General features: G+C 54.0%; 22 protein-coding genes. 14 read left to right on the top strand and 8 right to left on the bottom strand.

Annotated elements, in window-relative coordinates:
* The first annotated feature begins 73 nt into the window (after window positions 1-73).
* The 8 genes from ACPGUT_RS06245 (at window position 74) to ACPGUT_RS06210 (ending at window position 9958) form a co-directional block, all read left to right on the top strand.
* The gene (locus ACPGUT_RS06245) at window positions 74-811 is read left to right on the top strand and encodes an SDR family oxidoreductase (protein WP_423989485.1); all 738 of its coding nucleotides are present in this window, start codon (window positions 74-76) and stop codon (window positions 809-811) included.
* Between the two features lies 1 nt (window position 812).
* Window positions 813-1562: an SDR family NAD(P)-dependent oxidoreductase gene (locus tag ACPGUT_RS06240; RefSeq protein ID WP_423989483.1), complete on the top strand. Its 750-nt coding sequence runs from the start codon at window positions 813-815 to the stop codon at window positions 1560-1562.
* Between the two features lie 63 nt (window positions 1563-1625).
* Entirely contained in the window at window positions 1626-3299 is a 1674-nt protein-coding gene (locus tag ACPGUT_RS06235) for a thiamine pyrophosphate-binding protein (RefSeq protein WP_423989481.1), read from the top strand.
* Window positions 3296-5383, top strand: coding sequence for a hydantoinase/oxoprolinase family protein (locus ACPGUT_RS06230; protein WP_423989479.1), 2088 nt, complete (start codon window positions 3296-3298; stop codon window positions 5381-5383). The genes ACPGUT_RS06235 and ACPGUT_RS06230 overlap by 4 nt, the downstream gene beginning before the upstream one ends.
* A 3-nt stretch (window positions 5384-5386) precedes the next feature.
* Complete coding sequence (locus ACPGUT_RS06225) at window positions 5387-7003, top strand: hydantoinase B/oxoprolinase family protein (RefSeq protein WP_423989477.1); 1617 nt, start codon at window positions 5387-5389, stop codon at window positions 7001-7003.
* Between the two features lie 9 nt (window positions 7004-7012).
* Window positions 7013-7825, top strand: a complete 813-nt coding sequence (locus ACPGUT_RS06220) for an NAD-dependent epimerase/dehydratase family protein (protein WP_423989475.1) — start codon at window positions 7013-7015, stop codon at window positions 7823-7825.
* The gene (locus ACPGUT_RS06215; RefSeq protein WP_423989473.1) at window positions 7825-9027 is read left to right on the top strand and encodes an NAD(P)/FAD-dependent oxidoreductase; all 1203 of its coding nucleotides are present in this window, start codon (window positions 7825-7827) and stop codon (window positions 9025-9027) included. The genes ACPGUT_RS06220 and ACPGUT_RS06215 overlap by 1 nt, the downstream gene beginning before the upstream one ends.
* A 13-nt stretch (window positions 9028-9040) precedes the next feature.
* The gene (locus ACPGUT_RS06210) at window positions 9041-9958 is read left to right on the top strand and encodes a LysR substrate-binding domain-containing protein (RefSeq protein WP_423989471.1); all 918 of its coding nucleotides are present in this window, start codon (window positions 9041-9043) and stop codon (window positions 9956-9958) included.
* A gap of 139 nt (window positions 9959-10097) precedes the next feature.
* On the opposite strand, the gene ACPGUT_RS06205 is transcribed toward ACPGUT_RS06210, so the two are convergent.
* Window positions 10098-10598 (bottom strand): autoinducer binding domain-containing protein, encoded by a 501-nt coding sequence (locus ACPGUT_RS06205; protein ID WP_423989469.1) that lies wholly within the window; start codon window positions 10596-10598, stop codon window positions 10098-10100.
* A gap of 125 nt (window positions 10599-10723) precedes the next feature.
* Here ACPGUT_RS06205 and ACPGUT_RS06200 point away from each other — a divergent pair, with 125 nt between their 5' ends.
* Together ACPGUT_RS06200 and ACPGUT_RS06195 are read left to right on the top strand one after the other, a co-directional pair.
* Window positions 10724-11332 carry an autoinducer binding domain-containing protein gene (locus ACPGUT_RS06200; protein ID WP_423989467.1) on the top strand — a complete coding sequence of 203 codons (609 nt, stop codon included), beginning with the start codon at window positions 10724-10726 and terminating at the stop codon, window positions 11330-11332.
* 111 nt (window positions 11333-11443) lie between these two features.
* The gene (locus tag ACPGUT_RS06195) at window positions 11444-12049 is read left to right on the top strand and encodes an acyl-homoserine-lactone synthase (protein ID WP_423989465.1); all 606 of its coding nucleotides are present in this window, start codon (window positions 11444-11446) and stop codon (window positions 12047-12049) included.
* Between the two features lie 48 nt (window positions 12050-12097).
* On the opposite strand, the gene ACPGUT_RS06190 is transcribed toward ACPGUT_RS06195, so the two are convergent.
* Window positions 12098-12877, bottom strand: coding sequence for a helix-turn-helix domain-containing protein (locus ACPGUT_RS06190; RefSeq protein ID WP_423989463.1), 780 nt, complete (start codon window positions 12875-12877; stop codon window positions 12098-12100).
* Between the two features lie 301 nt (window positions 12878-13178).
* Here ACPGUT_RS06190 and ACPGUT_RS06185 point away from each other — a divergent pair, with 301 nt between their 5' ends.
* Complete coding sequence (locus ACPGUT_RS06185) at window positions 13179-13661, top strand: hypothetical protein (RefSeq protein ID WP_423989461.1); 483 nt, start codon at window positions 13179-13181, stop codon at window positions 13659-13661.
* Window positions 13662-13761: 100 nt separating this feature from the next.
* Here the strand turns inward: ACPGUT_RS06185 and ilvN are convergent, their stop codons facing one another.
* The 3 genes from ilvN to ACPGUT_RS06170 form a co-directional block, all read right to left on the bottom strand.
* Entirely contained in the window at window positions 13762-14322 is a 561-nt protein-coding gene (gene ilvN, locus ACPGUT_RS06180) for an acetolactate synthase small subunit (protein WP_423989459.1), read from the bottom strand.
* A 13-nt stretch (window positions 14323-14335) separates the two neighbouring features.
* On the bottom strand, window positions 14336-16102 hold the full coding sequence (locus tag ACPGUT_RS06175; protein WP_423989457.1) for an acetolactate synthase 3 large subunit: 1767 nt from the start codon (window positions 16100-16102) through the stop codon (window positions 14336-14338).
* Between the two features lie 511 nt (window positions 16103-16613).
* Window positions 16614-17663, bottom strand: coding sequence for an alcohol dehydrogenase family protein (locus ACPGUT_RS06170; RefSeq protein ID WP_423989455.1), 1050 nt, complete (start codon window positions 17661-17663; stop codon window positions 16614-16616).
* A gap of 302 nt (window positions 17664-17965) precedes the next feature.
* Between ACPGUT_RS06170 and ACPGUT_RS06165 the strand changes: the two genes are divergently transcribed.
* From ACPGUT_RS06165 to ACPGUT_RS06155, 3 genes are all read left to right on the top strand, one after another.
* Window positions 17966-19048, top strand: coding sequence for a TRAP transporter substrate-binding protein (locus tag ACPGUT_RS06165; RefSeq protein ID WP_423989453.1), 1083 nt, complete (start codon window positions 17966-17968; stop codon window positions 19046-19048).
* 129 nt (window positions 19049-19177) lie between these two features.
* A complete protein-coding gene (locus tag ACPGUT_RS06160; RefSeq protein WP_423989451.1) occupies window positions 19178-20101 on the top strand; it encodes a TRAP transporter small permease subunit in 924 nt (307 codons plus the stop codon).
* A 16-nt stretch (window positions 20102-20117) separates the two neighbouring features.
* Window positions 20118-22472, top strand: a complete 2355-nt coding sequence (locus tag ACPGUT_RS06155) for a TRAP transporter large permease (RefSeq protein WP_423989449.1) — start codon at window positions 20118-20120, stop codon at window positions 22470-22472.
* Window positions 22473-22568: 96 nt separating this feature from the next.
* Here ACPGUT_RS06155 and ACPGUT_RS06150 read toward each other — a convergent pair whose 3' ends face one another.
* From ACPGUT_RS06150 to ACPGUT_RS06140, 3 genes are all read right to left on the bottom strand, one after another.
* Window positions 22569-23411 (bottom strand): arginyltransferase, encoded by an 843-nt coding sequence (locus ACPGUT_RS06150; protein ID WP_423989447.1) that lies wholly within the window; start codon window positions 23409-23411, stop codon window positions 22569-22571.
* 266 nt (window positions 23412-23677) lie between these two features.
* Complete coding sequence (locus ACPGUT_RS06145; protein ID WP_423989445.1) at window positions 23678-24112, bottom strand: DUF2852 domain-containing protein; 435 nt, start codon at window positions 24110-24112, stop codon at window positions 23678-23680.
* A gap of 111 nt (window positions 24113-24223) precedes the next feature.
* Window positions 24224-24691: a YbaK/EbsC family protein gene (locus ACPGUT_RS06140; RefSeq protein WP_423989560.1), complete on the bottom strand. Its 468-nt coding sequence runs from the start codon at window positions 24689-24691 to the stop codon at window positions 24224-24226.
* Window positions 24692-24849 lie beyond the last annotated feature (158 nt).

The following is a 24849-nucleotide window of genomic DNA, read 5'->3' as shown; positions in this document are numbered from 1 at the left end:
TTTCTGATGTTTCAGGATCGCAGTGCATCTGTAAGGTGACATTATCCAGGTTTGCTTTTGAAAGGGGCGCAACGTGACAGACAGGAAACGCACGGCCCTTGTCACAGGGGCAACCAGCGGCATCGGCAAGGCGATAACGGTTGCTCTTGCCGGGGCTGGCTTTGAGGTGATCGCATTGGGGCGCAGTGTCTCGGCGCTTGAGAAAATGCAGGCCATTGATGGCGTGCGACCACTTGCGCTTGACCTGACAGATCGCGAGGCCCTCGCTGCAGCGCTGGACAACGAAGACATCGACGTTTTGATCAACAATGCCGGGGTTATCCCGCCCGTTGTGCCCTTTGATCAGATGGATCAGTCTGACATTGATGCGGTGTTTGAAGTAAACCTAAGCGCAGCAATCGCCCTGACGCGCCTTGTCGTGCCGGGCATGATGGCGCGCAAATGTGGGCATTTGTTTTTCACCGGCTCCACCGCAGGTCAGGCCTCATTTCCGAATATGGCAGTGTATGGCGCATCCAAAGCCGCGATTTCCGGTTTTGCGGCTGCATTGCGGTGTGATCTGTCTGGCGCGCATGTGCGGGTGACGGAAATTGTCGCGGGGCGGGTGGAAACCAATCTTTACAAAGATGTGCTGAACGACAGCACCCGCGCCGATATGTATTCCGCCTTTGATGCACTGCAGCCCGATGATGTCGCGTCGATGGTGTTGACGGTTCTAAATATGCCGGCGCATGTGGATGTGACCCGTTTTGATATTCTTCCCACGGCGCAGTTTGTTGGCGGCGGGGGCTTTGCCCGAAAGGAAAACTGATATGGATGGATTGTCTGTTGTGATTGTCGGTGGCGGTGCGGGCCTTGGTCTGTTGCTGGCGGATATGGCGGTTGAGTCTGGCGCCAGCAGAGTTGGCATTATCGACGTAGACGGCGCCGCCGCCGAAGCGGCAATTGAAAGTGCCCGTGCGGCGGGGCTGAAGACAGCTTTTGCCGCAGGTGACATCCGCACTGCAAATGCGGCACATGCGGCGTTTGAACAGGTGGCGGGGCAGCTTGGGCGCGTGGATACGGTCATCAATTCCGCTGCAATCTATCCCCGAAAATCCATGCTGGACATCACAGATGCAGATTGGGATGCCTCAAATGCGGTGAATATCAAAGGCACGTTTCACATTTGCGTCGCCGCAATCCGGCAGTTTCGCGAACAAAGCAGTGATGCACCTGTAAAGGGGCGGATTGTGAACATCACCTCAGTCGATGCCTTTAAGGCCCACCTCCAGAACGCCCATTATGCAGCGACAAAAGCGGCTGTTGTCAGTCTGACCAAAAGCTTTGCACAGGAAGTTGCCGCAGATGGCATTCTTGTGAATTCCGTCGCCCCTGCGGGTATGGCCACCGACAAGGCGCGTGAAGCCGGGTTTCTGGATGAATTGGCCGCAGCAAGCCCCCTGGGGCGTGGCGGCACACCGCGTGAAATGGGGGAATGGGTGATGATGGCCGGTGGCCCGAAAAACACCTATATGACCGGGGAAAACATCATTGTTTCCGGTGGATATATTTACGCCTGAACACCTGACAGAAAACCTCCCGGAAAATGTGCCGGTTGATCTGAACACAGACGAATGGAAGATATGATGACCCAACGAAATGGCGGACAGCTTCTGGTGGAATGCCTGCGTGCCCTTGGTGCGAAACACAGCTTTGGCGTGCCGGGCGAAAGCTATCTTGCGGTGCTGGATGCACTCTATGACACGCGCGGCGCGCTTGATTTTACCCTGTGTCGGAATGAAGGCGGGGCCGCCTTTATGGCTGCTGCTTATGGAAAACTGACCAGCAGCCCCGGCATTTGTTTTGTCACCCGTGGACCGGGGGCCACCAATGCGTCGATCGGTGTGCATACGGCGATGCAGGACAGCGCGCCAATGATCCTATTTGTCGGGCAGGTGGGCACGGATATGAAGGGGCGCGAAGCCTTTCAGGAAATTGACTACCGCGCTTATTTCGGCAGTGTTGCGAAATGGGTCACTGAAATTGATGACGTGGATCGCATCCCGGAAATCATTTCGCGAGCCTGGACAACCGCAGTGACCGGGCGGCCTGGCCCTGTGGTGGTTGCCCTTCCGGAAAATATGCTGACAGCGATGACGCAGGTATCTGCGCTGACCGGCCCCGTGATCGCAGAAGAAGCCGCGCCTTCGCATCAGGCCCTTGAGGCCACCCTTGCGGCACTTTCGGATGCAAAACGCCCGCTGATCATGATGGGGGGCGGGGGCTGGACCACAGCAGGCCGTACCGCGTTGCAACGATTTGCCGAAGCATCCGACCTGCCGGTTCTGGCGGCGTTTCGCTTTCAGGATCAGTATGACAACCATTCAGAAAGCTATGTGGGGGATGCCGGTGTGGGCATGACCCCGGCAACCAAACAGCTGATCCGGGATGCTGATTTGATCCTTGCGATTGGCGTGCGGTTTGGGGAAATGACCACGGATGGCTATACGTTGCTTCAGGTGCCGGACCCGGTGCAAAAGCTGATCCATGTGCATGTGTCCGATCGTGAATTGGGCAAAGTCTACGTGCCGGATCTTGCCATTCACGCGGGATCTGATGCTTTTGCACAGGGGCTGGCGGATCATAGGGTATCCGGTGACTGGGGCACCTGGCGTTCAGATGCGCGCACTTCATATAAAGCAGCCTTTGACCTGCCAGATCTGCCCGGTCCTGTGGATATGGGGAAGGTCACTGCGTTTTTGCGCGCGCGTCTTCCTGCGGATGCCATTCTGACAAACGGGGCGGGGAATTTCACGGTTTGGCCGAATAAATTCTTTAAGTTCGGACCAGATCAACGCCTTCTCGCGCCACAATCCGGGGCGATGGGATATGGTCTGCCTGCGGCGGTGGCCGCAAAAGTGGCCGATCCCACACGCACGGTCGTCTGTTTCGCTGGTGATGGTGATTTCCAGATGAACTGTCAGGAACTTGGCACCGCCATGCAGGCCGGCGCTCAGCCGATTGTGCTGATCCTGAACAATGGGATTTATGGAACAATCCGCATGCACCAGGAAAGAACCTATCCAGATCGTGTGTCCGGTACGACGCTGGAAAACCCTGATTTTGTGATGCTTGCGAAATCATATGGCTATCATGCCGAACGGGTGGAAACGACTGCCGATTTCAACGCCGCATTTGAACGCGCAATGGCATCTGACAGCGGGGCCGTTCTGGAACTTGCGATTTCGCCCGAGGCCCTGACACCGCGCCAGACCCTAAGCGAAATGCGTGACATTGCGAAAGGAATATCGACATGACAACACAGGATATTCGCCTTGGCGCTGATATTGGTGGAACCTTCACAGATGTTGCCCTGGATATGCGGGGTCAGATCTTTTCGACCAAGGTTCTGACCAATTACACCGCTCCGGAACAGGCTATTCTTGATGGTATTCAGATCGTTTCAAAACAGGCTGGCATCGGTTTTGAAGATCTCGATATCATCATCCATGGCACCACGCTGGCAACCAATGCGCTGATCGAACGGCGCGGTGCAAAAACCGCGCTGGTGACGACGGAAGGGTTCCGTGATGTCATTGAAATGCGAACAGAAAATCGGTTTGAACAATATGATCTGAACCTGACGCTGCCCGCGCCTCTGATCCCACGTCAGGATCGTTTTCCGGTTGGGGGTCGTATGGATGCCCATGGAAATGAGTTGCAGCCTCTGGATGAAGAACGGCTGAACGCCCTTGCTGATGACATTCGCGAAGGGGGCTTTGGCGCGGTTGCCATCGGGTTTATCCATTCCTATCAGAACGCCGCCCATGAAGAACGCGCACGTGAAATTCTGGCCGCGAAACTGCCGGGCATGCCAATTTCGATTTCCGCCGAAGTCAGCCCTCAGATGCGTGAATTTGAACGGTTTAATACGGTGTGTGCCAATGCTTATGTGCGCCCGCAAATGGAAGATTACCTGATCCGTCTTCAGGCGCGTCTGAAAGAACAGGGCGCAAAATGTCCGGTGTTTATGATCCATTCCGGCGGTGGGCTCATTTCCGTTGAAACCGCCATCGAATTCCCCGTGCGTCTGATCGAAAGCGGGCCTGCGGGGGGCGCCATTTTTGCCGCCGATGTGGCCGCGCGTTTTGGGCTGGAAAAGGTTGTCAGTTATGACATGGGCGGCACCACAGCCAAGATTTGCCTGATCGAAGATTTCACCCCACAGACGGCCCGCAGTTTTGAAGTTGCCCGCACGTATCGTTTTTCCAAAGGATCGGGCATGCCGATCTCTATCCCTGTGATTGAGATGATCGAAATTGGGGCCGGGGGCGGATCAATCGCATGGGTTGATTCCATGGGGCGCATTCAGACCGGGCCTGAATCCGCTGGGTCTGAACCTGGTCCTGCTTGTTATGGGAACGGCGGTCTGCGACCTGCGATTACCGATGCGGATGTTGTGCTGGGCAAAATTGATCCGAATAATTTCGCAGGCGGTGCCATTCAGCTGTCAAAAGAGGCCGCAATGGATGCAATTGCTGGGGAAGTGGGCGCAAAATTGTCTTTGTCCCCGCTCGAAGCGGCATTTGGCATTGCCGAAGTGGTCGATGAAAATATGGCCAACGCCGCCCGTGTTCATGCGGTGGAGAATGGCAAAAACATCAGTGACAACGTGATGATCGCCTTTGGCGGCGCGGCCCCTTTGCATGCGGCACGTCTGTGCGAAAAGCTGGGGATCGACAGGTGTTTGATCCCGCCCGGTGCAGGTGTGGGGTCCGCCATCGGGTTTCTGAAAGCCCCCTTCGGCTACGAGGCCCTGGCCTCGCGTCTTATACGCCTGTCTGGTTTTGATCCGGATGCGGTGAATGCGATGCTTTCGGATTTGTGCGAAACAGCTGAAAGTTTCGTCCGAACAGGCAGTGACGGGGAAATCAGGCGCGAGATTACGGGGTTCATGCGCTATCAGGGGCAGGGCTGGGAGATCCCGGTTGCGATCCCTGATCGCAGACTGACCGCGGATGATATTGATCTGATCCGTGACCGGTTCCGCGAAAATTATGCCCGCTTCTTTGGCCGTGCAATTGATGGTTTAGACGGGCTTGAGATCGAAATTGTGACATGGTCCGTGAAAGCCAGCGATCTGCGCCCTCGTCCGGACCAAAATGACCTGACCACCAGGGGAACCATCGTTGCGCCACAGATCCATCGCCCGGTGTTTGATCCGCAATCAGATGCCCTCTGTGACAGTGCAATTATTTCACGGGGTGATTTGACACCGGGGCAGTGTATCCAAGGCCCGGCCGTGATCGTGGAACGGGAAACCTCAACCGTTGTGACCTCGTCCTTTGATGCGCTGCTTCAGCATGATGGCACCATTCTACTTATTCGGAAGGAGGCATAAGCCATGTCCGGACTTACAGAAATTCGTATGCAGGTGATGTGGAATCGTCTGATCTCTGTGGTGGAAGAACAGGCGCTGACATTGTTGCGCACGGCGTTTTCCACCTCTGTGCGCGAAGCGGGCGATCTGTCTGCTGGCGTCTTTACGCCAGATGGGTTGATGCTGGCACAGGCGGTGACGGGCACCCCGGGGCATGTGAATACAATGGCCGAAGCGGTGTTGCATTTTCTCGCAGAAATCCCCCGAGATGAGATGCATGAAGGAGATTGCTACGTCACCAATGACCCCTGGAAAGGCACCGGCCATCTGCATGACATCACCATGGTTGCGCCGTCCTTTAAAGATGGTGAACTGGTCGCCTTTTTCGCCTGTACGGCCCATGTTGTGGATGTGGGTGGACGTGGTTTCGGGGCGGATGGGAAATCGGTCTACGAAGAAGGCATCCAGATCCCGATTATGAAATTTGCGGACCGGGGCGCGGTGAACCAGGATCTGATCCGAATTCTACGCGCCAATGTGCGTGAACCCAATCAGGTTGTCGGTGATTTCTATTCACTGTCTGCCTGTAACGAGGTTGGACATCGCCGTCTTGTCGATATGATGGCAGAAACCGGCATGGCAGATCTGGATGATCTGGGGGAATTTATCTTTAGCCGTTCGCGCACGGCAACGCTGGAAAAGATTGCAGCCCTGCCCAAAGGCCGCTGGCAGAACGACATGACAGTGGATGGTTATGATGAACCTGTAAAATTGGCGACGGTGCTTTCTGTGAAAGATGAGGAAGTTCACGTCGACTTCACAGGAACCGACGGGCAAAGCAAGTGGGGCATCAACTGCCCCTTGATCTATTCCAAAGCCTACGCCTGTTATGCGGTGAAATGCGTGGTTGCGCCGTATATTCCCAATAATTCAGCGTCACTGGCCCCATTTACCGTGTCTTCCCCGGCCAATATCCTAAACGCTGATCGCCCGGCACCCGTGTCGTTGCGTCACGTTATGGGGCATATGGTGCCTGATCTTGTGCTGGGGGCGCTGGCGCAGGCTTTGCCGGGGCAGATCATGGCCGAAGGGGCGGCTGCGCTGTGGAATATTCATATTTCGGCGCGGCCCGAGGCCGGGAAAGAAGGGCGCAGATCGGAAGTTCTGATGTTTAACTCTGGCGGTACCGGTGCGCGCCCGGGGCTTGACGGCCTGGCCGCAACGGCGTTCCCGTCGGGTGTGCATACGATGCCGATTGAAGCCACGGAACACACAGGTCCGATCGTTGTCTGGCGCAAAGAATTGCGTCCAGACAGTGGGGGGGCCGGAAAACAGCGGGGCGGGCTGGGACAGATCATCGAAATTGCCCCTGCAGACGGGCATGAATTTGACTTCTCGGCTATGTTTGATCGCGTGAACCATCCGGCCCGGGGCCGCGATGGGGGCCAGGACGGGGCTGAGGGTGTTGTTGAACTGGATGATGGCACAAAGCTGCGCCCCAAGGGGTGGCAGCATGTGCCAGCCGGAAAACGCCTGATCCTGAAAGCGCCCGGTGGGGGTGGTTTTGGTCCGGCTGAGGAACGTAATGATGAGGCCCACGCGGATGACCGCCTGAAGGGCTATATAACAGATAATAAATGAGGAATTCATATGGCACAGTTTGAACGTATTCTGATCACCGGTGCGGCGGGGCGTCTTGGCACAGAGCTGCGCAAGGGCCTGAAACATCTGGCAAACCACATCCGCATTTCTGACCGGATTGAGATGGAAGACGTGCAGCCCCATGAAGAAGCGATCGTCTGTGAGCTGGGCGATTATGATGCTGTGATGGGTCTGGCGCGTGATGTGGATGCGATTGTGCATTTTGGCGGGGCCCCGCTAGAAGTGGACTTTGAAACCATGCTTGACAGTAATATCCGGGGATCGTACCACATCTATGAATCCGCGCGGAAAAACGGGGTAAAACGGGTGATTTACGCGTCATCCGTCCATGCGATCGGCTACCATGAAATGGAAGGGCACATAGATGCGGACAGCCCGGTGCGCCCGGACAGTCTCTATGGTGTGTCCAAGAACTTTGTGGAAAGCCTGTCGCGCCTGTATTGGGACAAATTTGGCATCGAAAGCCTATGCCTGCGGATTTTTTCATCCTTCCCGGAACCAGCTGACCGCCGCATGCTCTGGAGTTGGCTAAGCTTTTCTGATTGCGTGCAATATGTCGAACGCGCGTTGATCTGTCCACGTCTCGGGCACACCATCGGGCATGGGATTTCTGACAATCGTTTGAAAGTTGTGGATGACAGCAAGGCCGGGCATATCGGATTTCAGCCACAGGACAATACCGAAGAATTCCGCGCGGCGATGGAGGCGAAGACAGATGCACCGGATCCAAATGCGCCGGGCGTGAAATTCATTGGTGGTTGGTTCTGCGAATTGGGCCATCCCGATGATGGGGCCGACTGATGCGCGACACCTATGATGTGGTGATCATCGGCGGGGCGGTGATTGGGTCTGCTGTGGCCTATTTCCTGACCGAAAATCCGGGTTTTGATGGCTCAGTCCTGATCATTGAACGCGACCCGACATTTGCGCAGGCGTCGACCTCTCTCAGCTCATCATCGATCCGGAACCAGTTCTCAAATCCGATCAATGTTCAGATCGGTCAGTTCGGGACACAGTTTATCCGCGAATTTGCATCTGTAATGGCAGTGGATGGCGAAGATCCGGATCTGAACTTTCATGAGGGCGGATATCTGTTTCTGGCGTCAAGTGATGAACAGGTGCAGGTTCTGCGTGAAAACCATGAGGTGCAGAAAACACTGGGCGCGAATGTGGTTTTGTGGGAACCGGATCAGATCAAAGCGGCCTTTCCACATCTGCGCGTCGATGATCTGCAACTGGCCAGTTATGGGCAATCGGGCGAGGGCTGGTTTTCAAATACCGGCCTGATGAACGGGTTTCGTAAAAAAGCCCGGGCACAGGGCGCAGATTACCTGATGGATGAGGTGACAAAGATCCACCGAAAGGGGGATCGCGTCACCGGGGTTGCGCTGAAAAGCGGACAGATGATTTCGTGCGGCACGATTGTAAATGCGTCAGGTTCGCGGGCCGCAGAAACCGCGGCGATGGCCGGGTTGGAAATCCCTGTAGAACCCAGAAAACGTTCGCTTTTTGTCTTTGATTGTGCCCATTCGCCCGAAGGCAGTGCCTCTGTGAACGGGGGCCATCTGCCCCTGATGATCGACCCATCCGGCAGCTTTTGCCGACCGGAAGGCAAGTATTTCCTAGCGGGAACAGTGCCTGAAGATGATCCTGCTGTGGATTGGGACGATTTTGAGGTGCGCCATGAGGAATTTGAACGTCTCTGGATGGATCTGTCGGAACGTTCAGAAGCCTTCGAGGCCATCAAACTGGTGAATTTCTGGGCCGGGCACTACGCGTTTAACACCCTGGATCACAACGTTGTCGTCGGGCCACATCATGATGTCCGGAATTTCATCTTTGCCAACGGTTTTTCCGGCCACGGATTACAACAGTCCCCCGCCGTCGGACGCGGTGTGGCGGAATGGATCACCTGGGGGCAATATCGCAGCCTTGATCTGTCCCCAATTGGCTATGACAGGATTATGCGTAACGAACCCTTCCTGGAAAAGGCTGTGATATGATATCGCTTTTGATATGACGTCCAATCGCTTCAGACTTCCGCCTTTAAATGCGCTTAAGGCGTTTCATGCCGCCGCGCGCCACGGATCCATCCGGGGGGCGGCGGATGAATTGCTTGTCACACCGCAAGCCGTCAGTCAGCAAATCAAACTGTTAGAAGATACTTTGCAGGTGACGCTGTTTGAACGCAGGGGCCGCACGATTGAACCGACAGACGCCGCCATTTTGCTTGGCCGTTATGTGGAAGCCGGTTTTGACGAACTGGCGGAAGGTGTGCGGCGGGTCACGCAGAAAAAATATCAGAACCGCATCACTTTGAATGTATCGCCATATTTTGCCACACGGTATCTTTTGCCCCGGCTTGAAAGTTTTCGCGAATGCGTGCCGCAATCAGATTTGCGCATGACAACCATGGTGGAAACGCCTGATTTCAAACGGGATGACATCGATGTGGCCGTTCAATGGGGCTATGGTGACTGGGGGGATCTGGACAGTCGCCTGTTGCTACGGGACCACAAAGTGATTTGCTGTGCGCCGGAACTGGCTGCGCGGATCAATACGCCGCAAGATCTGGGGCAGCACCGATTATTGCATCCGGTTCTGCAAAATTCACTGTGGCGGGATATTCTGAAGTTTCTGAATGTCGAAATGTCAGAAATCACATCGGAACTGGCATTTCACGATGCGGCAACCATGCGAAGGGCGACCATGTCCGCGATGGGGGTCGGGCTGATTTCACGCAATGATGCGACAGTGGATATTCAAGCTGGCAATCTGGTGGCGCCTTTGGGGGAAGATCTGCTTTTGTCGCTGCCGGAAGAAAATGTGCCGGGGTTCTATCTGGTTTGTCCCCGTGCACATAGGCGCGTCGAAGGGATCAGACAATTCTGCACCTGGAGCGAGGCCCAGAACTGGAATGACGCACAGGACTGAACCGCTGTTTCTGCAGCCCTGACATATTAACCACCGGATAAAACAAGGGCGGAGAGGCGCAAATTCCGGTCTCCGTCTTGTTCGACAGGGCAGGGTAAATAGAAACCGAAATTTACGTCATTTACACGTCTGGAGTGAGTTACGATGTCGGGCTACCTGCGTGCGTCAGTGTAACAGAAAGCGTTTTCAGGGCAGAAATTTCGGCTTTGCTAAGGGTTTCTGCATTCAGAGTAACCTCATGCAGCTTTTCCATAATGCGAAAAATCTGGTTGGTTTCCTCATCTGTGAAATTCCGGTCCTCACGGGCAAAACTTGCAACTGAACGCGATTCTTGGTTCTCAAGCGCAAGCACAAAACCATACTTCAGACCAAATTCAGCGGCCTGTTCTAAAACCCCTGCATCATCACTGTCTTTTAGGTTTTCCCAGGTTTCAGTTCCGGTATTCACGAATCCCCAGTGTACGGTTGGATCCTGCATTACAAGGCCTTTGCGCGTGTAAACGTCAATCCAAGCCCGATCATATGTCTGAAACAGGAAGGTCGGTGTGGAAAATCGGATGTGCAATGCAATTGCATATCCAGACGGGCAAAGCGTATCGAGTGCTGATAAAAGTGGCGAAACTGTAAGCTCTTGAGGCATTCTTATAAGTCCGGTGTATTTTTGTTGCATCACAGGCATAATACCTTATCCAAGCTGTATGACATGTCTCTTTCCGGGGGGGAACCTTCCCAAAGGGTTAGGATGGATAAAAAGCATTTGATTAGATGATTGATAAAGCAGACCTTGATTTTCTAACGACGCTAGCTCCGTCTGGTTTCTACCTTGCCGTGCGCGTGGGGTTCGCCTTTCCAATTGCCGAAGCCAATACTCTGCCGGAAGAATGGGTCTCGAAATACACAAAACTGGGCTATATGATGCAGGATCCGGTTTTACGCTGGGTCTATGGGACAACGGGTCTGATCCGCTGGTCTGAAATTGAAATCGAAGATCCCCGTCAGATTCTACAGGAGGCCAAAACTGTTGGTCTGAAATACGGGGTAGCTGTCAGTTGTCTAGAGGATAACGACGATGGTTTACGCAGTTTTGGCAGCTTTTGCCGCTCAGACAGGGAATTCAGTGCCGAAGAAGCAGGGATTCTTCACCATATTGTTGGCGAACTCCATCAAAGCTTTGCGCCGCCAAAAAACCTGACCCGCGCCGAACTGGAAGTTCTGGTCATGGTGAAGGATGGTCTGTTGATGAAACAGATTGCCGACGATCTGGGGATTTCTCTTGGGGCGGTCAAACAGCGCTTGAAGAATGCGAAATTCAAACTAAATGCAAAAACCAGCAGTCATGCTGCTGCATTGGCTATCCAGTTCGGGTTGATCTGACCAGATTTTCTGCGAAATTTATGGGCGCAGAAGTGTACCTCATAGGTTGAATTTCAATTAACATTTATCAAAGTTGTGTCTTTACTCACCTCATCTATATGGAGGCGAAAGATGCATAATATAAAGTTCAACCTGACAAAGCTACACAATCATAACGATTATTTCTGGGGGTATCTCCAGTTGCGTAAACATTTTTTTGTCGATCAGCTTGGCTGGGACATTCCCCATGACAACCAGTTTGAGATGGATCAATACGATACACCAATGGCCTGGTATTCGCTTGTTGTGGATAAGGGCAAGGTTGTGGGCGGGGCCCGTGTGATGCCGACAACAGCGCGTTGGGGCAATTACAGTTACATGCTAAAGGACGCTGTGGACGGAAAACTGTCGGATATCCCGGCCGCTGTTCTTGCCCATGCTGAGCAAAGCCAAGGGCTGTGGGAATGTACACGCCTGGTGATCAGCGATGATCTGAACACCCATGCCCAAAGGTCAAAATGCCTGTCGTTGATTGTCTCGGGGCTTGCGCAAACGGCGGCGTCACAGGGGGGGACGGACTTGATTTCACTTTCCCCGATTACGCTTATGCGGGCGTTGCGCCAGCTTGGATATGATGCAGGCCGCATCGGAGACCCCTATGTGAACCCGGGGGATGGTCGGAAATATGCCGTTCTGTCTATGCCTGTCAAACGGGGGGATGCACAGAAAGCGGCTTGAACATTTGTCTGGTATTTTCCGGGTCAGTAAGCTGATCCGGAAAATGCATCATGCATGAATAGGTGAGGCAAGCAGCAATTCCCGGATCGCGTCCGGGACGTCCTCAATAGATTGTAAACGGCATTCACGTGCAGCGCTTAAGGTGGCCCCGGTATTGCGCGGCAATTGCTGCATAACCACGGGTACATATGGAACTGTGTTGGCTGTGCCGCCCGCCGACAGATAGCTGGCCCCGACAAACAGACGGGACATATAGCCATATTCCATAAAACTTAGGGACAGGCGTCTGCTGTTGGAATCCAGCGCCAGCATCGAAAATCCGTCCTGCTGGGGAAAGATGATACCGCCGGAACGCCGTTCACGCGGGTCAGACGGCATAAAATAGGTGCCACTGACCTTTGGCATATAGCCGGAAAACGTTTTGATGCCCTCAATGGTTTTCACCTGTGTCAAAATAGATTGCGCGCGCGCGGGACGGCCATAGGTGATCTTCCAGAAAATATAGAACCCATCCGCAAGGCGGCTGCTGGCGTGATAATTGTAACCATTTCCGTAAAGGGCAAGTGATTGTCTTAGTCCGGCTTTGCGGGTGATGATGCTTTCGACCGGCTCCAGCAAAATGCGTCCATCCACGCCAAAATGATCACAGATACGTTTCAGAATATCCGGTCGGGGGAATGATTCTCCGGACAGGAACCGGTTCATCTGGGTTCTGTTGATATCAAGGGTGCGGGACAGTTCAGCGACGTTTCCATGTTCCCCCATAAGGGTCTTCAGATTTCGCCCAAACATGCCTCGGGTCTCGCTTGCGGATAGTGTTTTGTTCATAATTTCACCCGGCTTCTGTTGCCCTGTTACAAAAACATCTCTTTCTCATATACTGCATAGTTTGTGTGAAAGCTCTGTCTCATCAATAGGTTATCATCAAGATTTCTGTTCAAACAATAGAACAGAAATTGAGACACATGACACAAATCCGAACAAACATGTCACATGAAACGATCTCGCATGACCAGAATTTTTGCTGCAAGATGTATCTACGTTGCAAGGAGTAGTTGAGATGTTGGGATTGGTATTATGGGTTCGGAAAGGCAGTGGCGCAATCTGGTGTGAAGACCAGGATGATTTGGTGTTCTTTTCATTAGATAGTCTGGAAGATTTCCCAGTAGATCCTCTGAAGGTTGGCGATTTTGTGCGCTTTGAATGTGGCTATTCCTATGGGCGGCGCATTGCCAAATCCATTGAATTGATCGCTGAAAATGGCTTTGGGGGAACCCTGGCTGACCTTCTGAAATCCCAGGCACAGCAGAATAAGGTCACAGAAACGTCTCAGATGCCACCTGCTCCCAAGGGGGAAGATAAAACGAAAATTTGTGAATTCCCGCGAGAAACACTCCTCGCCGATGAACCGCGGGAAGGGTCCGGAGAACGTCATGTGCAGTGCGTGGACGCGACGTTCTCCGGGCAATCGGTGAAAATATGGAGCAGGGGGGACGCTTATGGAGATCACCGTAACGGGCAGCGATTTCTACCGCGTCTGAAAACCGCTGCCAACGCAATACACAGTATAGCAGAGCAACCACGGCATTCCTTTCGCGAAAGCCCTGGCTGACGTCGGGCGCAAACACACTCACCATGGCGGTTTGTCCGCTGCGAAAGGAAAAGGCGCCCACGGGAAACCGGGGCGCCAACTTTTTAGTATGGTTGCGGACTTATTTGCCGCGCGACAGGGCCGCAACACCGGTGCGGGCAATACGACCCAGACCCAGCGGACGCATCAGATCCGCAAAGGCATCAACCTTGTCCGGTGTGCCGGTGATTTCAAACACAAAGCTTTCCAATGTGCTGTCCACCACCTGCGCGCGGAAAATATCCGCCAGACGCAGGGCTTCGACACGGGCGTCACCTGTACCGTGAACCCGCATCAGGGCCATTTCCCGTTCAACTGAATCGCCCTCAACCGTCAGATCGTGCACTTCATGCACAGGCACAATGCGGCCAAGCTGGGCTTTGATCTGTTCGATCACCGCAGGCGTACCGGTGGTGACGATGGTGATACGGGACAATTGCCCTTCTTCATCAATCGCCGCCACGGTCAGGCTGTCGATATTATAGCCACGACCGGAAAACAGCCCGATCACCCGGGCCAGAACACCGGCTTCGTTATCCACAACGCAGGCAAGTGTATGGGTTTCAATCAGATCCGCGTTCGGGTCTTTCAGATCATAGGCGGACTTCTTAGAAGTGCCTTTTTTGATTTGTAGTGCAGACATGTGTTGTCCTTTCTTAAACCAGAACCGCGCCAGAAGAACCGATGGCATCTTCGACAGAAGCATCGCCCATCAGCATTTCATTGTGCGGGGCACCTGATGGGATCATCGGGAAGCAGTTTTCATGTTTCTCAACCAGACAGTCCATAATCACAGGGCCATCATAATTGATCATTTCCATGATCGCATCATCCAGATCTTTCGGATCAGACACCTGAATGCCCTTCGCACCAAAGGCTTCTGCCAATTTCACGAAATCAGGCAGGCTTTCGGACCAAGACTGTGAATAACGTTCGCCATGCAGCAGCTGCTGCCACTGGCGCACCATGCCCAGACGTTCATTGTTCAGAATGAACTGTTTCACAGGTAGGCGATATTGCATCGCGGTGCCCATTTCCTGCATGTTCATCAGCCAGGATGCTTCACCTGCAACGTTCACAACCAGGCTTTCCGGGTGTGCAGCCTGAATACCAACGCTTGCCGGCATGCCATAGCCCATGGTGCCCAGACCACCGGATGTCATCCAGCGGTTCGGATCTTCAAACTGCAGGAATTGCGCGGCCCACATTTGGTGCTGGCCCACTTCGGTACAGACGTAACGATCGTGACCTTTGGTCAAGGCCTCAAGCCGTTCCAGCGCATATTGCGGTTTGATCACGGTTTCAGATGGCGTGTAGGTCAGACATTTCTTTGCCTTCCAATCCGCAATCTGAAGGTTCCACTGGGCAACCGCGCTTTCATTGGTTTTGCGACCACGGGCTTTCCAGATTTTCAGAAGCGTTTCCATCGCATGACCAACATCGCCAAGGATCGGCAGGTCAACATGCACAACTTTGTTGATCGAAGACGGGTCAATATCGATCTGAACCTTGGTAGACCCCGGGCTGAAGGCATCCAGACGGCCGGTGATCCGGTCGTCAAAACGCGCGCCAATGGTGATCATCAGGTCACAATCATGCATCGCCATATTGGCTTCGTACAGACCATGCATCCCCAGCATGCCCAGCCAATTTTTGCCGGACGCAGGATAGGACCCAAGCCCCATCAACGTGGATGTAATCGGAAAGCCCGTCGCATCTACCAACTCGCGCAGCAGCTGGCTTGCGCCAGGGCCGGAATTGATCACGCCACCACCGGTGTAAAACACAGGGCGTTCGGCCTTTTCCATCAATTCTGCAAGCTGTGTCAGCGCGTCTGGATCCGCTTTAACTTGCGGGGCGTAATGTGCTGTTTTTGCTTTGGGTTTTGCAACATAAGTGCCAGCCGCAAACTGCACATCCTTGGGGATATCCACAAGGGTTGGGCCCGGACGGCCGGATGTGGCAACATGGAACGCCTGGTGGATGGTTTCCGCCAGTTTGTCGGTGTCTTTTACCAGCCAATTGTGCTTGGTGCAGGGGCGGGTGATGCCAACGGTATCGGCTTCCTGAAAGCCATCGGTGCCGATCATAAAGGTCGGGACCTGACCGGACAGGACGACAAGCGGAATGGAGTCAAGCAGCGCGTCTGTCAGGCCGGTCACGGCGTTTGTCGCGCCGGGGCCAGAGGTTACAAGAACAACACCAGGCTTGCCGGTGGACCGGGCATAGCCTTCCGCCGCATGCACAGCGCCTTGTTCGTGGCGCACCAGAATGTGGTGGATGTCATTTTGTTGGAAAATTTCGTCATAGATCGGCAGGACAGCACCACCAGGGTAGCCAAATACAGTGTCCACACCCTGTTCTTTCAGGGCCTCTACGATCATCTTTGCGCCGGTCATCTGGCCGGTGTCAGAACCACTCATCTTCTTCTCCATTCCTGCGAACCTTTGGTCCGCCCGCTTAATCGTAATAAAAAACCCCGGGCTTTTCAGGTCCGGGGCGCATGGTTTTAAATCTGGTTTCCGTTACCGGACCATGCGCCAATTCCCAACAATGACCACTAGAGCGAGCATTCGTTTTCTTCCCAAAAGGTTTCATTACGTGGCGGGACTTTATGAGTATGCGAAAGGGGGGTCAACAGGCAAAATGCGTAATAAAGTGTCCTCGGGTGAAAAAAATCTTTCCGAAAGTTGCAAATTTTACGTTTCAGGGCGAATTTTCGCAAAATCAGGTCAGCTTTCGTGCCAGATTCTGGCTGTGCCCTTGTGCGGATTGCCCATATGCTGCATTTCAGGCGGCTGGCCGCCCAAGGTCAATATGTTGATTGCTCCCGGGTCACCATGAATATGCGCGAAGCAAGGATTGTGGGGGGAAGGTGTCTCGAATGGCCCCGTATGTTGCGTTCGTTTTACCATCCGGATGGTCTGGGCCTCCTTACGGAATTTCCAATACGATTTTGCCTATATGGGATTTGCTTTCAAAGGCTTTCTGGGCTTCGATGATATCCTGCAATGGCCATGTCTGTGCCACCAAGGGGCGGATCTTGCCTGTCTCAATCAGTTTGACCAGGTTTGGAAAAACCTGGGGTTCCAGAATGGTACAGCCAAAAAAGCTGAGATCTTTCAGGTATAATGTGCGCACATCCAGTTCGACCATCGGCCCACCAATTGCACCGGACACGGCATATCGTCCGCCGGGGCGCAGAACGTCTGGCAGTTGTGGCCATGCGGGGCCTGCCACCAGATCAACCACCACATCGACACTGTTCATGCCCGGGGTTTTGCGCAAATCTGTGGCGCGCTCTAGGGTTTCATCCGCCCCGATTGCCCGCAACTCATCCGCCTTCGCGGCAGAGGTGATCGCAATAACATATGCGCCGCGCGCTTTGGCCAGTTGAATTGCGGCTGATCCAACCCCACCGGACGCCCCGGTGATCAGAACCGTTTCACCGGCCTTCAGCTGCGCCCGGGTCAGCATATTTTCGGCGGTTGAATAGGAACAGGGGAACGACGCCAGTTCGACTGCGCTCAACGGGCTATTGATCGGATGGGCATAGCGGGCCGCCACACGTGTATATTGTGCAAACCCACCGTCACATTCAGATCCGAAATACCAAGGTGTGCTCAGGGGGGCGCCATTGGCTTCATGCAGGCTGGGTTCGATCAACACACGTTCCCCAATGCGGGCCGGATCAACAGTGTCGCCCACCGCAACGATTTCACCACAGACATCCGCGCCCTGAATGCGGGGAAACTGCAAGGCGGTACCGGACCAGGTGGCATCTTCCGCTTCGGCATCCCCTTTGGAATACCAGCCCAGGCGCGTGTTGAGATCGGTATTGTTGACCGCAGCGGCATGCACCCGGATCAGTACCTCACCTGCGACGGGATCCGGCACGGCGATCGTATCGCTGAAACACAATCTGTCATAGCCGCCGTGCCCCATAAGAAGGATGCCGGACATTATCGTTGGAAGTGAAGTCATGAATCAGCCCCGTCAGCTTGGTTATCAGGTGAAACGCAACAGATTCGCATTCCCTAAAACCAGATCACAGCAACAAACTGGTCGTTTCTGAAATAAATGCACGGATTGAATCGCATTTCAATGGCGGTAGTTTTGGTCATATTTTCTTACCAAAACCCGCAGTTGCGCGTCGCAAATCAAAAGCGACGCGGCGTTTTGCCTGAAATTCAGGCTTTTCCGAAGGCCTGAGACGTCGTAGGGTCGCCGCACCTTAAGTTCCGCACGGGAAACGCTGCGGGCGCAATTCAACGGGAGAGACGTTAATGGATCGTCGTTCATTTCTGAGAACATCTGCACTCGGCGGCACCGCTGCTGCTGCTTCTACACTGGCCGCACCTGCTTACGCGACCGGCAACCGCACACTGACCATGGTTACTGCATGGGGCCGTGGTCTCGCTGGCGTTTTTGACGCGGCTGAGCGCGCTGCAAACTCTATCAACGCAATGTCCGACGGCAGCCTGACTGTTGAAATCAAAGCGGCTGGCGAACTTGTTGGCGCTTTGGAAGTGTTTGACGCTGTGACCTCTGGTCAGGCCGACATGTATCACGCGGCTGATTACTACTTTGTAGGTCAGCACCCTGCATATGCGTATTTCACCGCTGTGCCTTTCGGCATGACCGCGCAGGAACTGTCCAACTGGTATTACCACGCTGGCGGCATGGAACTGCATGACGAGCTGGGCGAAATCTTTGGCCTGAAATCCTTCCTCGCTGGTAACACCGGCGCACAGGCTGGTGGCTGGTTCAACAAAGAAATCCAGACGGCTGAAGACTTCCAAGGTCTGAAATTCCGTATGCCTGGTCTTGGCGGCCAAGCGCTGTCCAAACTGGGCGCATCTGTACAAAACCTTCCTGGGTCCGAAGTGTACCAGGCGCTGGCATCCGGCGCGATTGACGGCACCGAATGGATCGGCCCATGGGCGGATGAGAAAGCTGGTTTCCAAGAAATCACCAAAACTTACTACACCGCTGGTTTCCACGAGCCAGGCGCAGGTCTGTCCCTTGCAACCAACCGTGACGTTTTCGATGAGCTGTCCCCAGCGCATCAGAAAATCATCGAAATTGCATCCGCAGAAGCCAACCAATGGAACCTTGCACAGTTCCTCGCCAACAACGGTGAAGCGCTTGTGCGTCTGCAGGCTGGCGGCGTGAAAACCCTCGAATTCCCTGACGCAGTTTGGGATTCAATGGCGACTGCAACTGGCGAAGTTCTGGACCAGTACATGGATGACGAACTGTTCGCAAAAGTGCGCGCATCTGTTGAATCTTCCATGTCTGCCTCTTCCGGCTGGCTGACAAAATCCGAAGGTGCATACCGCGCGCAGCGTGACCGCATCATGGGCTAAGCCATAATGGCTGCTTAATTTACTCCGGGCCTGGAAACGGGCCCGGAGCTTTCCAATGTTCGACCCGGACCTACCGGGCAACAAAAGACGCATGGGCGGGGGCCTATGCACTGACTGCAGGGGGAAGGTATGCTTGATGGCATTACCTGGTTCTTAACGAACCTCGCTATGGCGTTTTACAATCTTGGTTATGCGCTGACACATCCGGGGAGCTGGCTGTCTTGGCTGCCCTATATCAATGGAAACATGCCCGAAGTAGAGATCAAGCAATCGCTGATGCGCTTTATCTATTACGGTGGTTCGATTGAATTTTTCTTTGTGATCTTCACAGCCTTCCTTGTGCTGACCATCATCGGTATCTTCCGAAACGAATTTATGTGGCGACTTGTGCGCATCACCGAAGGCTTGGCCAATGGGCTGGGCCGGATCGCGGCTTGGGCTGGTTTGATCATGGTGCTGCAGCAAATCATGATCGTCTTTATGCAACGGATCTTTACAGCATCCACCATCCCTTATTTCTTTGGCGAAGGCATGAACAAAGATGTCAGCTGGTGGGCTGAGATGCTGAAGTTTGAAAACGCCATCATCGTCACGCTGTGTGCGACTTACACCTTTGTGCAGGGCAGCCATGTGCGCGTCGATCTGGTCTATTCTGGCGTGAAATTTCGCACAAAACGCACAATCGACATGTTTGGCGCCCTGGTCTTTATGCTGCCTGCGGCGGTTCTGACCTGGATGTACGGCTGGTATTTCATGTGGCGTCACCTGGTGGTGCCAAAACCTTCCGCCTCTGACAGTCTTGATCGTCTGATCACCAAAGCCCGCGCCATTCGCTGGAATGTGGAAACCATCGGTTTCAGCCCGTCAGGCTTTGATATGTACTTCCTCTTCAAGATCCTGCTGGTCACATTCGCGGGCCTTGTATTTATCCACGGTTGGTCCTTCTTCTGGCGGTCTTATCTGGAACGCAAAGAAGGCGAAGCAAGCGAGGGTAAACACCTCGATAAAGACACCCTCGGTGAGGGTGAAGAAGCCTACGAAGGCACGCATTAAGGGCGGGATGAGATAGATGTTTTTTGGACTAGATGGCGTAGAAGTCGGCCTGATTATCGTATTCCTCAGCCTGTTTGCCGGGATCCTTTCCGGCTTTCCGGTGGCTTTCGCAATTGGCGGGGCCGGGGTTATTTCCTTTGCAATTATTGCGGGTTTGGACTCGTCCGGCCTGCTGGTACATGCGGCGGTGGACACAAGTTCCGAGGCTTATAAACAACTGACCAATTCGGGGCTTCACCCGGATACGATCAGCCTGTTTAGGTATCCGGACTTGCCGACAATCGCAGAACCTGTGTTCACACGCGGTTGGGAAACAGCGCTGGATCGTAATATTTCCTTTATTGTCAATCGGATGAACGAACGCGTTCTTGCGGGGCAATCTATTGAAACCCTTCTGGCGGTTTTGATGTTTGTTCTGATGGGTATCACGCTGGAGCGTTCCAAGATCGCAAATGACCTGCTGACAACCATGGCCAAAGTCTTTGGCCCTCTGCCTGGTGGTCTGGCGGTTTCCGTGGTTGTTGTGGGGGCCTTCCTTGCGGCCTCTACCGGGATCGTTGGTGCAACCGTTGTGACCATGGGCCTTTTGTCCCTGCCAACCATGCTGCGCAACAACTACAGCCCGGAACTGGCAACTGGGGTGATCGCGGCCTCTGGCACATTGGGCCAGATCATTCCGCCATCCATCGTGATTGTTCTGTTGGGCACGCTTGCCGGCGATCTTTATTCCGCCGCACAGGAAGCCCGCGCACAGGAAGCCGGTTGTTCCGACGCACTGACATATCTGGGCGAAGCCGCGGTTGTTTCCGTGGGCACATTGTTCCAGGCGGCTCTGCTGCCGGGTATTTTGCTGGCGATGCTTTATGCGCTTTACGCCTTTGGTTACGCCATGTTCCGCCCACATCACGCACCTGCTGTGCATGTGCCAGGGTCCAGCGGTGGCGCGACAACCCGTGCGCACAGTCTGACTTGGTTCCTTGCGGTTCCTCTTGGCATCATCGGCTTTGTGATTGCGGCGAGCACATTCAATGTATCAGGCTCACAAACCATCATCGTTGACAGCTATTCTGACGTTGGCGCAAGCGCGTCTCTGCGTACAAATGTCGGCGAACAATGTCAGGCATCCATGATTGACCTGCATGGTCAGGAGGCATGGGACATCGCGGTTGCGGAACAGGTCGAAATTACGGCCGCCGGTGGCACACAGGAATCTGTGGCCCTGACAGCGGATGAAATCGAAGAAACCCGTCTGGCGAAAATCGCAGCGGCTGCACCGATTGGGGCTGGGATCATGGCGTTTGTTGTGCTCTTTGGTCTGGTTCTGGCAATGGCGCGTGGTGTTGAACTGCACGGCGAACGCAAACCGCTGATCATTGGTGCCATTGGCCTGTTGGGCATGCTGGCTGTGGATGTGGCGTTTATCACGCCGGTCACATCATCCGGTGTGACCTTCCTTTGGCTGGCGATCCCTGGGGTTCTGGCGATCTACGGTGCACGGGAAGCCGCGATTATGCTGGGGCGCAACGATCTGATCCGGGTGGTTTTCCCACCTCTGGTTTTGATCGTGGCGGTTCTGGGTTCTATCCTTGGTGGCATCACCAACCCAACACCTGCCGCAGCTCTTGGGGCAGGCGGGGCGATCATGCTTGCGGCCTTCCGCAAGTTGCAGGATCAGGGCGGCACGGGTCGTGGTGTTCTGGTGACAGCCTTTGCAATCGTTGTGATGATCCTTGTGGGCGTGAATTTCGATTTGCGCATTGGCCGGGCCGAAGTGCCGCTGGAAGACATGATCGCATATGTGGTTGCTATGGCGGCTTGGGTCACTGTGATGTTCGGCCTGCTTTGGGCATGCTGGGTTCTGTGGCGTGGGGCGGTTCTGTCGCCTGTTGTGCGGGAAACTGCGAAAGTGACCAGCATGGTGTTCACCATTCTGATCGGTTCGCAGCTGCTGAACCTTGTGGTGATCTCCTTTGGGGGCGAACATTACATCCAGCAATTCCTGAAAAGCTTTGACGATGAATTCACCGTCTTCCTGATCGTGATGCTGGTGCTGTTTGTGCTGGGCTTTGTGCTTGATTTCCTTGAAATCATTTACATCGTGATCCCAATCGTTGGCCCGGTGATTTACGGCGGCACGATGGATCCGAAATGGGTCACCATCATGATCGCGGTGAACCTGCAGACCAGCTTCCTGACGCCGCCCTTTGGCTTTGCGCTGTTCTATCTGCGCGGCGTTGCGCCGGCCAGTGTCACCACCGGTCACATCTATCGCGGTATCATTCCGTTTGTGTTGATCCAGGTGCTGGGGCTGTGGTTGCTATGGATGTTCCCATCGGTCGTGACAATCGTGCCCAACCTGATCGGGCACTGATCCTGAAAAGGACATCTGAATTGAAAAAGCCGCCTCCTGGATCCTCCGGGGGGCGGCTTTTCTGTATGCGGCGGTCTTTTCGTAAAGGGCGGGGGATCAGATCTCGCCCGAGGTCATGACATCGGGCAGATCAAGCCGTGCAACCTGTTCTGCGATCGGATCCGTCGCCAGGGGATGCTGAATGAAACGGCTGGCAAAATCTGATGGATCATCCAGGGATTTCCATGTGCCATTGTGATAAATTTCAAGCGCTGGGAATTTTGCTTTGTAATCCATCTTTGGGCTGCCAGGCACCCAATACCCTAAATAAACATAGGGCAGGCCCGCAGACCGGGCAATTTCGATGTGATCCAGAATAAGCCATGTTCCAGGGCTAAGCTTGTTACGATCCGGATCAAAGAATGAATACACCATCGAAACCCCGTCCTCTAGCACATCGGTCAGACAGACGGCTTTCAGGATGTCATCGTTCCCTTCGGGATCTTCAATTGTATATTCGATGACACGGGACCGGATCGGCGTTTCTTCTACCATTGCGGCGAATTCAAAAATATCCATATCCGCCATGCCACCATCGGCGTGCCGGGTCTCAAGATAGAGCCGGAACAGATCGAACTGTTCCTCTGTTGCCCAGGGGGACGTCGCCCGACGTGTCAGATCATCATTGCGTTTGATCACGCGTTTCTGACTGCGGGTCGGTTTGAAATCCGCCACACGGATGCGCGCGGACATACAGGCGTTACAATCCGCACAGGACGGCCGGTACAAAACATTCTGGGATCGGCGAAAGCCCTGGCGTGACAATGAATCATTCAGTTGTGTCGCATGTTCCCCCTGCAAGGCGGTGAACAGCTTTCGTTCGGTATGGCCTTCAAGATAGGGGCAGGGCTGAGGGGCCGTAACATAAAACTGTGGTGCAATCGGCAACGAATGGCGCATCTGTCTGTCGTCTCCCCCAGGAAATCTCTGTGCCGCAGGACGGTTGTTCACGATGCAATCTCTATGACAGCGTCAGGTGAAACAACTGCCAGTCATCGCAAAAATTGTAACAAGCGCAGGGACGAAGGCCAAGACTTTTACTAACGCAAGGTTAAGATCGTCGATGTTTAGGGGGATTTTATGAAAACTATCGGGATAATTGAAAGGCTATACATGTAAAACCCGCGACCAGCGCCGCGGGTTTTGGGATAAGCGATGATCTAGGATCAGGCTTCGATTGGGTCGTCTTTTTCCAGGTCAGCAGATTCTTTCGCACGTTTTGCGCGATCGTCAAGGAAGTCATCAAATTCAGTTTTATCGCGCGCTTCACGCAGGCGGATCATGAAGTCTTCAAAGGCGCGTTGTTCGTCTTCAAGCCGTGCAATCGTATCGGCCTTATAGTTGTCAAAAGCAGAATTTCCGGAACTGCGGAAATTGCGATGGCGGCGGGTTTGCTGACGTGTGTGAGAACAGTTGCCTGAGAACATGCGTTTACTCCAGATCATATATGCAAGAAGGGCAAGGCCGACGGGCCAGACAAAAATAAAGCCAAGAACCATAGCAGCGATCCAGGCCCCTTTGCCACGTGCGTCCAGCCAGCCTTCTGCACGAGAGAACCAGTTACCTGACTGTTCAGTGTGGGGGGCGGTTGCGGTGTGCATTTCGGGTCTCCGTTGTTTGAATAATGTAAATCATGTTTACATACCCAAGATTGGCATTCCCGATGCAGCTTTCAAGTCTTAATGTAAATAGTTTTTACATTATCTGATTTATTACGTAAAATCAGATGGATGCACGCCAGTTACATCCTGAAGAACCGTCGGGGAAATTGCGAAAATATGTCTGGGCGTGCCAGCAGCGGCCCAAACCACGTCGAAATCAGCGAGGCGCAGATCAAAAAATGTTGTTGGTGCGGTCAGATGCCCAACCGGCGACACACCACCGATGGCAAAGCCGGTCATTTTACGCACATCATTCGCATCCGCGCGGATCAGTGTTTCCCCGGCAAGGGCGGCAGCTTTCTGCGGATCGACTTGATTGCCGCCTGCCGTGATGAACAAAAACAATCCACCGGTTTCAGCCCCGGCGAATATAATAGACTTGGCAATCTGGTCGATTTCACATCCGGCGGCCTGCGCCGCCTCAGCCGCTGTGCGCGTGCCTTCGGACATTTCTTTTATGTCCACGTTGACGCCAGCATCTTCAAGTGCCGCGCGCACACGTTTTAAACTCTTGCTCATGATGTATCCCGTGTTTTTCCGCATGTTGAGCGTATCGGTCGTGTGACCGCAAGCCAAACCAGATGGATTGGCTGAATTTAATGTCTTGACGAAGGGGGCATATAGGCATTTTTCACCGGAAAACCGGAAAACCGGAAAACCGGAAAACCGGAAAACCG

The sequence above is a fragment of the Halocynthiibacter sp. genome, from assembly GCF_049608145.1.
In the GTDB taxonomy this organism is placed as follows: Bacteria; Pseudomonadota; Alphaproteobacteria; order Rhodobacterales; family Rhodobacteraceae; genus Halocynthiibacter.
Note: the sequence above shows the minus strand (reverse complement) of the source record. Positions and strands in the feature narration are given on the sequence as shown.

Coding starts and splice junctions, on each gene's coding strand:
- ACPGUT_RS06200 (WP_423989467.1), top strand. CDS start 10,724: ATGATTGATAAAGCAGACCTTGATTTTCTAACGACGCTAGCTCCGTCT.
- ACPGUT_RS06140 (WP_423989560.1), bottom strand. CDS start 24,691: ATGAGCAAGAGTTTAAAACGTGTGCGCGCGGCACTTGAAGATGCTGGC.
- ACPGUT_RS06225 (WP_423989477.1), top strand. CDS start 5,387: ATGTCCGGACTTACAGAAATTCGTATGCAGGTGATGTGGAATCGTCTG.
- ACPGUT_RS06220 (WP_423989475.1), top strand. CDS start 7,013: ATGGCACAGTTTGAACGTATTCTGATCACCGGTGCGGCGGGGCGTCTT.
- ACPGUT_RS06195 (WP_423989465.1), top strand. CDS start 11,444: ATGCATAATATAAAGTTCAACCTGACAAAGCTACACAATCATAACGAT.
- ACPGUT_RS06155 (WP_423989449.1), top strand. CDS start 20,118: ATGTTTTTTGGACTAGATGGCGTAGAAGTCGGCCTGATTATCGTATTC.
- ACPGUT_RS06170 (WP_423989455.1), bottom strand. CDS start 17,663: ATGACTTCACTTCCAACGATAATGTCCGGCATCCTTCTTATGGGGCAC.
- ACPGUT_RS06235 (WP_423989481.1), top strand. CDS start 1,626: ATGATGACCCAACGAAATGGCGGACAGCTTCTGGTGGAATGCCTGCGT.
- ACPGUT_RS06175 (WP_423989457.1), bottom strand. CDS start 16,102: ATGAGTGGTTCTGACACCGGCCAGATGACCGGCGCAAAGATGATCGTA.
- ACPGUT_RS06190 (WP_423989463.1), bottom strand. CDS start 12,877: ATGAACAAAACACTATCCGCAAGCGAGACCCGAGGCATGTTTGGGCGA.
- ACPGUT_RS06240 (WP_423989483.1), top strand. CDS start 813: ATGGATGGATTGTCTGTTGTGATTGTCGGTGGCGGTGCGGGCCTTGGT.
- ilvN (WP_423989459.1), bottom strand. CDS start 14,322: ATGTCTGCACTACAAATCAAAAAAGGCACTTCTAAGAAGTCCGCCTAT.
- ACPGUT_RS06210 (WP_423989471.1), top strand. CDS start 9,041: ATGACGTCCAATCGCTTCAGACTTCCGCCTTTAAATGCGCTTAAGGCG.
- ACPGUT_RS06215 (WP_423989473.1), top strand. CDS start 7,825: ATGCGCGACACCTATGATGTGGTGATCATCGGCGGGGCGGTGATTGGG.
- ACPGUT_RS06230 (WP_423989479.1), top strand. CDS start 3,296: ATGACAACACAGGATATTCGCCTTGGCGCTGATATTGGTGGAACCTTC.
- ACPGUT_RS06150 (WP_423989447.1), bottom strand. CDS start 23,411: ATGCGCCATTCGTTGCCGATTGCACCACAGTTTTATGTTACGGCCCCT.
- ACPGUT_RS06205 (WP_423989469.1), bottom strand. CDS start 10,598: ATGCCTCAAGAGCTTACAGTTTCGCCACTTTTATCAGCACTCGATACG.
- ACPGUT_RS06160 (WP_423989451.1), top strand. CDS start 19,178: ATGCTTGATGGCATTACCTGGTTCTTAACGAACCTCGCTATGGCGTTT.
- ACPGUT_RS06165 (WP_423989453.1), top strand. CDS start 17,966: ATGGATCGTCGTTCATTTCTGAGAACATCTGCACTCGGCGGCACCGCT.
- ACPGUT_RS06145 (WP_423989445.1), bottom strand. CDS start 24,112: ATGCACACCGCAACCGCCCCCCACACTGAACAGTCAGGTAACTGGTTC.